Source organism: Sphingobacterium spiritivorum, assembly GCF_016725325.1.
Lineage (GTDB): Bacteria > Bacteroidota > Bacteroidia > Sphingobacteriales > Sphingobacteriaceae > Sphingobacterium.
Window position 1 is genome coordinate 1,945,993 of sequence record NZ_CP068083.1, and the last position, 12,379, is coordinate 1,958,371.

General features: G+C 40.1%; 9 protein-coding genes. 7 read left to right on the forward strand and 2 right to left on the reverse strand.

The genetic code is table 11. The features are described from left to right. Positions 1 to 5: 5 nt before the first annotated feature. Positions 6 to 1,535, forward strand: a complete 1,530-nt coding sequence (locus I6J02_RS08025; RefSeq protein ID WP_201681207.1) for a SusD/RagB family nutrient-binding outer membrane lipoprotein — start codon at positions 6 to 8, stop codon at positions 1,533 to 1,535. A 26-nt stretch (positions 1,536 to 1,561) separates the two neighbouring features. Next, complete coding sequence (locus I6J02_RS08030; RefSeq protein ID WP_236582355.1) at positions 1,562 to 3,088, forward strand: DUF5689 domain-containing protein; 1,527 nt, start codon at positions 1,562 to 1,564, stop codon at positions 3,086 to 3,088. Between the two features lie 318 nt (positions 3,089 to 3,406). Here I6J02_RS08030 and I6J02_RS08035 read toward each other — a convergent pair whose 3' ends face one another. Continuing rightward, positions 3,407 to 5,518, reverse strand: a complete 2,112-nt coding sequence (locus tag I6J02_RS08035; protein ID WP_236582356.1) for a carboxy terminal-processing peptidase — start codon at positions 5,516 to 5,518, stop codon at positions 3,407 to 3,409. Positions 5,519 to 5,758: 240 nt separating this feature from the next. Between I6J02_RS08035 and I6J02_RS08040 the strand changes: the two genes are divergently transcribed. Continuing rightward, positions 5,759 to 6,499 (forward strand): dienelactone hydrolase family protein, encoded by a 741-nt coding sequence (locus I6J02_RS08040; protein WP_201681210.1) that lies wholly within the window; start codon positions 5,759 to 5,761, stop codon positions 6,497 to 6,499. A 95-nt stretch (positions 6,500 to 6,594) separates the two neighbouring features. Here I6J02_RS08040 and I6J02_RS08045 read toward each other — a convergent pair whose 3' ends face one another. Next, positions 6,595 to 7,725, reverse strand: coding sequence for a tetratricopeptide repeat protein (locus I6J02_RS08045; protein ID WP_236582357.1), 1,131 nt, complete (start codon positions 7,723 to 7,725; stop codon positions 6,595 to 6,597). Between the two features lie 93 nt (positions 7,726 to 7,818). On the opposite strand from I6J02_RS08045, the gene I6J02_RS08050 reads away from it, so the two are divergent. The 4 genes from I6J02_RS08050 (at position 7,819) to gmd (ending at position 12,198) form a co-directional block, all read left to right on the forward strand. After that, positions 7,819 to 9,099, forward strand: a complete 1,281-nt coding sequence (locus I6J02_RS08050) for a replication-associated recombination protein A (protein ID WP_201681211.1) — start codon at positions 7,819 to 7,821, stop codon at positions 9,097 to 9,099. A 209-nt stretch (positions 9,100 to 9,308) separates the two neighbouring features. Then, positions 9,309 to 9,920 carry a 3'-5' exonuclease gene (locus I6J02_RS08055; protein ID WP_201681212.1) on the forward strand — a complete coding sequence of 204 codons (612 nt, stop codon included), beginning with the start codon at positions 9,309 to 9,311 and terminating at the stop codon, positions 9,918 to 9,920. Between the two features lie 60 nt (positions 9,921 to 9,980). After that, on the forward strand, positions 9,981 to 10,943 hold the full coding sequence (locus I6J02_RS08060; RefSeq protein WP_201681213.1) for a GDP-L-fucose synthase family protein: 963 nt from the start codon (positions 9,981 to 9,983) through the stop codon (positions 10,941 to 10,943). A 115-nt stretch (positions 10,944 to 11,058) separates the two neighbouring features. Next, positions 11,059 to 12,198: a GDP-mannose 4,6-dehydratase gene (gmd, locus tag I6J02_RS08065; RefSeq protein WP_201681214.1), complete on the forward strand. Its 1,140-nt coding sequence runs from the start codon at positions 11,059 to 11,061 to the stop codon at positions 12,196 to 12,198. Positions 12,199 to 12,379 lie beyond the last annotated feature (181 nt).

Below are 12,379 nucleotides of genomic sequence, written 5' to 3' on the forward strand. Positions count from 1 at the left end.
AAAAGATGAAAAAGAACATTATTTATATCATATGTGCATGTGTTGGAATGAGTTTGTTTTTCCAATCATGTGATAAGAATTTTCAGGAGATCAATACAGATCCGAATAAATCGTTAGAAGCTTATCCGTATCAGTTTATGGCTCCGGCACTGGTCAATTCGGTATCGTATAATATGAACCGTAACCGGGGTTTTAATAATGAATTAATGCAGGTGACAGTGAATGTTGGAGATTCAGAAGGAAAGGTATTCCGTTATGATTTCAGACGTAACTGGGCGGATTATATGTGGAACAATTTATATCCGGTACTCAACAGCTGGAGAGAAATGTATAAAAAGGCAGATGGCGGGATTAATGATAATGCATCATACCGCGCGATCTCATTGATCAATCAATCCTGGATATTTTCAATCCTAACAGACACCTATGGAGATATTCCATATACGCAAGCTCTTTTAGGAAAGGATTCCTTGATTATTGAACCTAAGTTTGATACGCAAAAGGATATTTACACGGCTATTTTTGCAAAACTTGATACTGCAAATGCCTGGTTGAAAGCGAATAAATCTATTAATGCAAGTCAGGATCCTGTCTTTCAGGGAAATGTCTCCCGTTGGAGAAAACTGGGAAATTCATTGTATCTCAGATTATTGTTGCGTGTTTCAGGAAAACCAGAGGTCAGTGCTTTGGTACAGGCTAAAATTAAAGAGATCCTGGAGACGAATGCATCAAACTATCCGATTATGACGAGTAATGATGATTCGGCTATACTACGCTGGACCGGAGTTGCTCCCTATACTTCACCATTTGCGACGGTACGTGAAGCAGATTTCAGACAGCCGGGAATTGCAAGTTTCTTTATCGACAACCTTGTTAACTGGAATGATCCGCGTATCAATACCTCATTAGGGACGAATGGTGTAAACAGATGGAGTATTGCTCCTTATCAAGGTGGATTTGTGGGTGTGCCAAGCGGGTATGCTCCGGGAGAAGGATTTGACCGTAAGGCATATTTCTACTCTACAAATCAGAAAGTAGGGGACTATAATGCGACTACGTTGATGACAGACCCGATGACGGGGATGATTATGAACTATGCCGAAGTGGAGTTTATTAAAGCAGAGGTTGCACTGAAAGGCTGGACAAGCAAGAATGCGGGTGAACTTTTCAAAAGTGGAGTAAAGAACAGTATTACCTTGTGGTTACCAACATGGTCTGTTCCGATTGATGAATATCTGGATGCAGCAGATTTTAACTGGAGCGAGAGTGAAAGTTTTGAAGCCAAAATGCAAAAGATACACCTGCAGAAATATTACAGTTTATTTCTGGTGGATATGCAGCAATGGTTTGAATACAGAAGAACGGGATATCCGGTATTGCCAAAAGGTAAAGGATTACAGAATAACGGAGAGATGCCATCCCGTATGACCTACCCTGTGGCTATACAATCTACTAACCCAACTAATTATAAGTTAGCTATTGGTATACAGGGACCGGATGAAATCAATACGAAGGTTTGGTGGCAGAAACCATAATATTCATGATATCAAAATATATACAGATGAAAAATATTCTAAACTATATAGTTTTCGCCTTTGCTATAACGATGATCTTTTCTTCTTGCAATAAAGATGGAAATTATCCGGGAGGTGAAATAAGTCCTTATTATGGGATATATGATTTGAGAAATCTTTATAAAGGGAGTGCTGTTGAGCTGAATACAGAGTCTCTTGAGGGTTCAAATATGCTGACCGGTGTCGTGACATCCGATCACAGAGAAGGTAATCTTCCTGCAGGTCTGTTGACTATGCAGGACAAAAGACGTCTTAATAAACTAAGAGGGATTGCTATTAATTTGGGGGATGCTGCCAAAAACTATCTTCCTGGCGATTCTATTGTTGTCAATGTAGTTGGCGGAAAACTGGAACGCGTGAATGGTATTTTACAGATCTCAGGTTTGGATAACTCGAAGATCAATAAGGTCGCAGAAGGAGTTAATATTCCCTTAAACCGTGTTAATATCAATGCCATTCTGAATAAGCCGGATCAATACGAAAGTACACTCGTTGCGATAGTGAAAGGAATCTTTACACCTGTTCCCGGGCCGGAGGCAACGCTTGCGGGAGATAAAGTGATTAACGACGGATTTGGCGATATGACTTTGAAAACTCAAGCAAATACATCATTTTCATCGATGCGTCCTCCTGGAATGGCTAATTATTATGGTATTATCTTCAGTGAGCAGGCTGCAGACGGTACCCTGAAACCATATGAGGCTGTTAGAAGTGCTGCGGATATTGTAGTGCTGGGATCAGAGAAAGAAGAAACACCAGTAGTAATATCCGGATTTGTTAGCGATGCAAAAGGAGGTGATGGAAATTATGAATACATTCAGTTTCTGGCTACTCAGGATATTGATTTTTCAGTAACTCCATATGCTGTTGTTGTAACAAATAATGCGGGAGCATCGCAGCCTACAGGTTTTCCTGAAAAAGGATGGGCTACAGGTAATCAACGTACATATAAGCTGAACCTGACAAAAGGAATTGCTAAAAAGGGTACATTTTTCTATGTCGGAGGTATATACAAATTAATCAACGGATCAGCTTCTACGGATATTTCAGCTGCAAACTGGATATTAAACTACGATTATGTCAATAAAAATGGCTTTGACTTTGGAAATAAAACGGGGGGACTTCTTGCGAATTCCGGTTTTGCTTCCGGTATTGCGATTTTCAAAGGGACAACCGTTACAGAGGCTACTTATCCGGTAGATGTGATGTTTGTGATTGGTAGCGGTGGTAGTCTGAACGGAAATGGCAGAGGTTACCGTATAGCAAATTCAGATTACTATGATAAGATCAATCCTATTGATCTGAAACCACAGCCTTTTTATCTGAGCGGCAGCAATACACTCGGTCTGCAATATAACACAGCAGATCTGGGCTATTTTGTTATGCTGGGTGGCGAGTATAATACAAGACTCGGAAGATGGACAAAGGCCAGATCACAGAATAATATATTAATGACTAAACAGTCATTGTTGTCTGAGATTGAGACTGAATTGTCTACAAAACTTGTTGAATAATACCTATCAGAAATATCTTACTATTACGGAAGGGCGGTACTATTGAGTACTGCCCTTTTTTAGCTCTGTTTTCTAAAATAATTCCTTCTCCTTTCTGAGGAGAGGGTTAGGGAGAGGTTCAATAGTATCTACTTGCGTTCGTTGGTGTCCTCACCAACGGTTTAGTAATTTTCAAATTGCCGGTGGTGACACTGTCAGACGCTACCTGAATTTATGAGGTTCTAATTTTTTCCATCCTATTATCACAAAAAAATCCCTTACACTCTTTGTTGTAGGGGATTCAATAAATGCTTTAAAGCATTCTAATACGCGATCGATTTATTTATGTTTGAGGAAATCTACCATAATGTTGGCACTTTCATCCATTACATAGTCAAAATCTATTTTTGGCTGAGGTTCGCCTTCTTTCCATACAGGCTTACCATGCAGTTTTAATTCCTCATTGATTCTGTTTCGGTTTTTAATCTTATTTGCTTCACGTTCTTTTTTCAGTTTAGCTTCATTCAGCGTGACTTTAGGAACAGAGTCTAATTTGTTAAAAGTATCGATATCTTCCAGTAAGAATTTATATTCCTGTGATTTCTCCATTCTTGCTTTATGGATAGCTTCCAGTTTTTTGGCAACGTCATCTAAGTTTGCAACTTTTTTGAAGTTTGTAGACTTGATCTGATCCCAAGGCAATGCTGCAGGTTCTGAACTTTCACCAAATTTTTCTGCGGAGAACTGCGTTGGGAAAGTAATGTCAGGCGACACACCTTTGTGTTGTGTGCTGCTACCATTGATTCTGTAGAATTTACCCATTGTGATATTGATCTGTCCGAATTCAGGTGCACCGTTAGGGGTGTCAGGATCTTTTTCACCTTCTGCCTTTAACAATAAACGGCTTGTCGCACTGATAAAACGGGACATGTCGACAGCAGATTGTACAGTACCTTTTCCATAACTCTGAGAGCCTAAGATAAGTCCTCTGCCATAATCCTGAATAGCTCCTGCAAAGATTTCTGAGGCTGAAGCTGAGAATCTGTTGATAATAACACCGAACGGTCCGCTCCAGGCCATGCCTGCTTCTTCATCATTATCTACTTCTATTCTGTTGCGTGTATCACGAACCTGTACTACCGGGCCCTTATCAATAAATAATCCGGTCAATTCGATTGCTTCCTGCAGTGATCCACCGCCGTTGCTTCTTAAATCCAGAATTACAGCATCCACTTTTTCCTGTTTTAATGTATCCAGAATTAATCTTACATCACGCGTTGTACTTTTGTAGTTTGGATCGCGTTTGCGATAAGCATCAAAGTCTATATAAAATTTGGGAAGATTGATCACCCCTATTTTGTAGGTTTTGCCATCATCTCCCTTTACCATTTTTATCTCTTTTTTTGCAGATTCTTCTTCCACAACGATCTTTTCTCTTTTCAGCGAAACAATCTTTGGCTGAGCGGTCATTTCCTGACCGGCAGGGATAATTTTTAACCTTACAATTGTACCTTTAGGTCCTTTGATCTTCGCTACAGCAGCATCTAATCTCCATCCTATGATATCTTCAAATTCACCTTTTTCGCCTTGAGCAACACCGATGATTTTATCATTCATATGAAGACTTTTGTCGCGGAAAGCAGGCCCTCCCGGTAATACTTCTGAAATAGTAACAGCTTCATTGTCTATCATCAGTCGGGCTCCTATACCTTCGAATGTATTGGACATACCTTCGTTAAACGCTTGTGCAAATGAAGGATTATAGTATGTTGTATGTGGATCTACAGCATCTGTTAATGCAGACATGATCAACTGAAATGCATCATTAGCATTTGTTTTTTTTGCCTGAGAAATCAGATTGTTGTAACGCTTACGCAAAGTTTCTTTTTGTTTGGCGGCATCATCTTCTTTACCTGTGCTGCTGAGTTTAAGATTCAGGAGATCATATTTTACTCTTTTGCGCCATTGCTCTTTAGCTTCTTCATCTGTTTTGAACCAATTGAGCTTTTCGCGATAACCTGTATAATAATCATCCTGATTAAAATCCTGAGGAACATCAATCTGTGCTAATGCATAATTCATTCTTTCCAGGTAGCGTTTTGAATACACATTGAAAATATGAAATGCAGCTGAAAGATCTCCGCTTTTGAAATCCTGACTTAGTTCATTTTTGTATTGCTGAAACTCATCAACATCCGATTGGAGGAGATAGTTTTTGCCCTGATCCATGGATTTGATCAGATTATTAAAGACGAGATTAGAAAGCGAATCGTTCATCGGAACTTTCTTATAGCTGACATTCTCTAATAGATTTGCCACTTCTTTCGCTATAATCTCGTGCTGCATGGTGGGTTTTACGCCCCCTTCCCCTTCTTCCAGATTGACCCTTGGCTTTGCGCCACAGGCTACAATAGAAACGATAGAAAGAGCAAATACTAGATTTTTAAACATAAATTTATAGTTGTTAAAATTCATTCGCGTGAAACAAAATTGATTGTTCGACTCTTAAACGTTAAAATTAAATAAAAATGTATGATGTATATGTTACAAGGACTAAATATAGTAACTATTTTACATCCAAAGTCAAATATTATTACAAATCTGTGTCTTAAACGGAAGTAACATTATAAAAAAACAAAATGAAAACATGAGGGTTAAACATAGAGGATGATGACTAATTCAAATACAGATATGAAAACAATTCTTTTAATACTACTTACAATGGGAATGGTACAGACAGGCTTTGCTCAGCTTAAGGACATAGACTATAGCGATGGGGAACAAAAGCTAAAGGGATTATTATCCGGGGGAGATCAGAAAAATAAACCGGGAGTATTGATTCTGCCCGCATGGATGGGGATTGATGAAGAAGCAAAGACTGCTGCTGAAAATCTGGCAAAAGCAGGATACACAGCTTTTATTGCTGATATATATGGTCAGGGAAATATACCAAAGACTTCTGCTGAAGCTGGTAAAATTGCAGGGCAGTTCAAATCCGATTATGCGTTATATCAGCGACGGATCAAAGCGGCTTTGGATGAACTGGTAAAACAAGGTGCAGATCCGCAACGCATAGCTGTTATTGGGTATTGCTTTGGCGGAACGGGAGCATTAGAAGCTGCACGCGCGCAACTACCTGTTAAAGCTGTGGTATCTATACATGGCGGTCTTGGTAAGGGTGAACGAGCCAATGGCCCTGTCCGTACTAAAGTATTGGTATTACATGGAGCTTCGGATGCAAGTGTGCCGGCAAGTGATATTGTGGCTTTACAAAAAGAACTGGATGACGCTGCGGCTGACTGGCAAATGATCTATTATGCAGCGAGCAAACACACGTTCACTAATCCTAAATCGCAGGATTATAATCCATTGGCTGCAAAACGCTCCTGGCAACATTTGATGATGTTTCTGGAGGAAGTTCTGGAGAAGTAAAATATAAAGGCCTTATCATAAAAAAACTCCCCGTTTCATAAGAAAACGGGGAGTTTTTTTATGATAAGGATTGCTTTAATATATCTTAAACCTGTTTATTTGAATAGTTCAGCTCGTAGTGCCCAGTATTTTTCGAGTGATTCCTTTGCGGAGCTGTAGTCTTTTAATTTCATAAACAGTTCACCGATTTTGTTTTCAATCGCCAATTGCAAAAGCTTATTATCCTCTTTTTCGGCTAATTTTCGGGCATTTATAAACTCATTTTTGGAAACTTTCAGGTTGCCATCATCAAATTTGGATTCGGCCAGCATATATTCCAGTTCTGCCAGTTCTCCGGGTAGACTTTTTTTCTCTGCCAGTTCGCGTGCCTGTAGGAGAAACCATTGCGCTTGTGTATGCTTTTTCTGCATCTGATAGATCAGAGCAAGTTGTTCCCATGCCAGTATCTTCCCTTCGTAAGAGCGGGTTTTGTTGTAGAGCGGAATGGCTTTTCGGATAATGGTTTGCTCTGCAGATTTGAAATCTCTGTCAAATGCCTGAATTGTAGCAATTTTAACCAAAGAATTCGCCTGATCCAGGTATGTTTTATTCTGAATCGCATTTTTATAGTACTGCTCCTGGAAGTTGGCCGCCTGTTCAAATTTTTGATCAAACAGATAAAGGTTTGCCAGATTGAACTGAATAATGGACAGATCATTTTTGTTTTCTGTCTTTTGTACCGTAGAAAGAGCTTCTTCCAGTTGTTTCAATGCAAGCGGATAGGCTCCGTTTTTGATCGCATACAATGCGGACTCATTCAAAAGGCCATACAGCGTATTCATATTGTCCGCATTGCGGGTCTGCTGAATAATGATTTCCCATGCCTGCGGTGTTGCAGGAAGAGGGGAGATCAGATATTGCAGCTGGGCCGAATTGGAAGTCAGCTTATAATCAATCAGAAAGCGTTGTAAGGTAAGCGCGATGGCAATTGTATCTGCGAAGGTTTGTTTGTTCTTATATGCATCATGCAGAATTTCTTCTGTGGTACGGGGTGCGGGAACAAAATAGACAGGAGGGCCTATACCGGCAAAGTTAGGGTTGTATTTGCTGATGTAACCGGCAGGATCTTCCTGATCTTTTTGTTGTGCAAAGGATGGGGTAGAAATTGAAAACAGACCAATCGTTAAGAATAAGACTAATCCGGTAATATGCATTTTATATTTAGTCATAAAAAAAGATAACATCATATGTGAAAACAGGGCTCTTCAGGAGAGGTCCTTCTGTAAAGTTATTGTAATCCGTTGAAAGTCCATGAAAAATCTGCTAAGTTTGTTACTATCATGGCAACACGAATTCCATTAGCAGAACGAATGCGTCCCCGAAATATTGTCGGATATGTCGGACAGGAGCATATTGTAGGAGAAGGTGCGGTATTGCGAAATGCACTGGAACAAAATAATATTCCCTCGATGATACTCTGGGGTCCTCCCGGAGTAGGGAAGACCACTTTAGCGTTGTTAATGGCTAAAGCATTGGACAGGCCGTTTTTTAGTCTCAGTGCAATACAGTCGGGTGTTAAAGATATCCGGGAAGTCATTGAGAAGGCGGATCAACTGCAAAAGTTCAATCAGGAACAGCCTATACTTTTTATAGATGAGATTCATCGGTTCTCGAAGTCTCAACAGGACTCACTTTTGGGAGCTGTAGAGCGCGGACTGGTTACATTAATTGGCGCCACCACAGAAAATCCATCTTTTGAAGTAATCTCGGCACTCTTGTCCCGGTGTCAGGTGTATGTATTGAAACATCTGACGGAAGAAGAACTGATCGGTATCGTAAACTCGGCTATATCTGAAGACGAATTTCTGAAAGAAGAGAAAATAGAAGTTAAAGAATATGAAGCTTTATTGCGTCTTTCGGGAGGAGATGCCCGAAAGCTGCTGAATGTTCTGGAACTTGTGGTAAATGCATCTCTGAGTTTGAATAAGACTATTACAAATGAATTTGTGCTTAAACAGGTGCAACAGAATATGGCGATCTATGATAAGACAGGAGAACAGCATTATGATATTATTTCAGCTTTTATCAAGTCGATAAGAGGGAGTGATCCTAATGCTGCTGTTTATTGGCTGGCCCGTATGATTGAAGGTGGAGAAGATCCTTCTTTTATTGCCCGCCGGTTGTTGATCCTCGCATCAGAAGATATCGGCAATGCCAATCCCAATGCGTTATTGCTGGCTAACAACTGTTTTCAGGCGGTAAATGTCATAGGCTGGCCGGAATCCCGGATTATATTGTCCCAAACGGTGACATATCTTGCCAGTTCAGCAAAAAGCAATGCGTCATATGAGGCTATTAATAAAGCTCAGGCTCTTGTAAAGCAAACGGGGGATCTGTCCGTACCTCTTCATCTCCGGAATGCACCTACTAAACTGATGAAAGAACTTAATTATGGTACAGAATATAAATATTCACATGCGTTTCCGGGTAATTTTGTAGATCAGGAGTTTATGCCGGATAAGATCAGTGGTGCTTTACTGTATGATCCCGGGAAAAATGCGGCAGAGGAGAAGCTTCGCCAGTCTCTTAAAGAAAAATGGAAAAATAAATACGGGTACTAAAAGCTTCTTGGTGAAGGATAAGCGGTTGCGGCAGCGTCTGGACTGATCAGCCCGTTAAATCAGATAAAGAACTTTATTTTAACCTTTTCTTGGACACATCAAAGACTCTTCATTACCTCAATCTGTAAAATATTGACTGATGTCTGAAGCATCTGTTAATTTTACGAAAGTTGTATATCCTACTAAGTTTATCTAGATTTGTAACCTACATGGCATTACAATCATTTATTGCAATAGATTTCGAGTTGGCAACTGCTGCTTACAATAGTGTATGTTCTGTTGGTATTGTACGTGTTGATCAGGGAGTAATCACAGACGAATTTTATAGTCTGGTCAAACCTCCTAAGAATGAATACATGTGGCAGACGACGCGTGTTCATGGCATCAAACCCAAAGACACTGCAGATGCACCTACTTTTGAGGAGATTTATCCAAAGATTAAAGATCTTCTTCAGGACAGAAAGATGGTCGCTCATAACGAGAAGTTTGATCGGGAGGTGCTATCCAAAACAATGAAAGCATGTGGTCTGGATTATCGTGAACTTCATTTACCAGTCATGTGGGAATGTACAAGCAAAATCTATAGGGATAAGGGCTTTAAAAAAACCAAGCTTAATTTATGCTGTGAGATTATGGGTATAGACCTGAATCATCATGAGGCTCTGTCAGATGCAAAAGCAGCTGCTTTCCTTTACCTGAAGCAAAATGAAGTCACCAAGGAATTGTTAGATCGTGTATTTCCTGCGGAAGAATTATTGATTCAGCCGGATGAGATAGCTAAAAATGGCGAACCACAAAATGGAAGTGAAGGTATTGTATAGTAGATCCTAAACACATTTATTCATAATACCGGATTATAGGTTTCAATTGAATCAGAATATATGGATGCAAATCCCTTATTAAACAGTAAAATATATATTGCAGGGCACCGGGGAATGGTCGGTTCGGCAATAGAACGGGTCTTACGTGCCCGTGGATATACCAATATTATTGGCAAAACCAGTAGTGAGCTCGACCTTCGGGATCAGCAACAGGTTGGAGATTTTTTTGAAAAGGAAAATCCTCAGGTCGTGATTGATGCTGCTGCGCGTGTAGGTGGAATACTTGCCAATAGTACTTATCCCTATCAATTTCTGATTGAGAATCTTCAGATCCAGAACAATTTGATTGATTTTGCGGTCAAGGGAAATGTCGAAAAGTTTATATTTTTAGGCAGTTCCTGTATTTACCCTAAGTTTGCTGCACAGCCATTGACGGAAGATTCTTTATTGACAGATACACTGGAGCCGACTAATGAGGCTTATGCAATAGCAAAGATTGCAGGTGTAAAAGCCTGCGAAGCTGTCAGGAAGCAGTATGGTAAAGATTTTGTCAGTCTAATGCCCACTAACTTGTACGGAGTAAATGATAATTTTGACCTGAACAGTTCGCATGTATTGCCTGCTATGATTCGTAAATTTCATGAAGCTAAACTGGCGGGAGATCAGCCGGTTACACTTTGGGGATCAGGGACCCCATTGCGGGAGTTTTTATTTGTAGATGATCTGGCGGAGGCGACAATTTTTGCATTGGAAAACACTTTGCCCGAGCATTTGTACAATGTAGGTACAGGAGAAGATCTGAGTATCCGTGATCTGGCTTTTACAATACAGAAAATCGTAGGGCATAAAGGTGAAATTTTGTGGGATTCAGAAAAACCGGATGGTACTCCACGTAAATTAATGGATGTGTCTAAAATGCATGCTCTGGGTTGGAAACATAGGGTTGAACTGGAGACGGGAATACAAACTACTTACCAGTGGTTTTTAGCAAATACTGATCGCTATAAAGAAGTAAAATTGTAGTTTTGCTTTGTTCAAGTATACTTTATCAAAATAGTTTTAAGGACACAGGCAGAGCGTAAAACAGACAAACAAAGTAACGATATCACATAACAGAAAAAACGGTAATCATATAAAGATGAAAACAGCATTAATCACGGGAATCACCGGACAGGACGGAGCTTATTTAGCCGAATTGCTTTTAAGCAAAGGGTATATGGTTCATGGGATTAAGAGAAGATCATCATTATTTAATACTGCCCGTATTGATCATTTATATCAGGATCCTCATCATCCGCATCAACGAATGAAACTCCATTATGGGGATTTGACGGACTCCATGAATCTGACTCGTATTATTCAGGAAACACAGCCGGATGAAATCTACAATCTTGCTGCGATGAGCCATGTCAAGGTTAGCTTTGATACCCCTGAATACACAGCCAATGCAGATGGAATAGGTACTTTGCGTATTCTGGAAGCTGTGCGCTTGTTAGGCCTGGAAAAAAAGACAAAGATATATCAGGCTTCCACTTCAGAATTATACGGTCTTGTACAGGCTGTTCCACAATCGGAAACTACACCTTTCTATCCTAGATCTCCCTATGCTGTAGCAAAGATGTATGCATACTGGATTACGGTCAATTACCGGGAGGCTTATGGTATGTATGCCTGTAATGGTATTCTTTTTAATCACGAGTCCCCATTGCGTGGAGAAACTTTTGTAACGCGCAAGATTACAAGAGCTGTGGCTAAGATCGCATTAGGTTTGCAGGATAAGTTGTATATAGGCAATCTGGATGCTCAGCGGGACTGGGGGCACGCAAAGGATTATGTAGAGGCGATGTATCTTATTCTTCAACAGGAAAAACCGGAAGATTTTGTAATTGCGACAGGTGTAACCACAAAAGTTCGTGAATTTATCCGTATGGCATTTGCAGAGGTCGGTTTTCACCTGCGATTTGAAGGAGAAGGAGTCGATGAAGTTGGAATTCTGGATCATATAGACGAAACTATAACAAGAGTTTTGTTAAAAGGTTATACTCCGACAGTCAAGGTTGGAGATGTTTTGATTCATGTTGATCCAGCATATTTCCGTCCTACAGAAGTAGATTTGCTGATTGGCGACCCTACAAAGGCGAATACACAATTAGGCTGGAAACCTAAATACGACCTGGCCGGATTAGTACAGGAGATGGTTGCATCAGACGTAGATTTATTTAAAAGAGACTGCGAACTGATGAAAGCCGGGCATAAAGTTGTTAATCAGGCGGAGTAAGTTTTTATTTTATATAACGCAAGAATAAGCGAAGCGGTGCTTGTGATCCGGGTGTTTAATGGATTAGACAATAGTAGACACTTGTGCCAAAGAAGTGACAAGGATCAAACCAGATTAATTCTCTCCTTTTCAAGGAGAGATGCCCGCAGGGCAGAGAGGTTTTAGTATAGTTATAGACTAT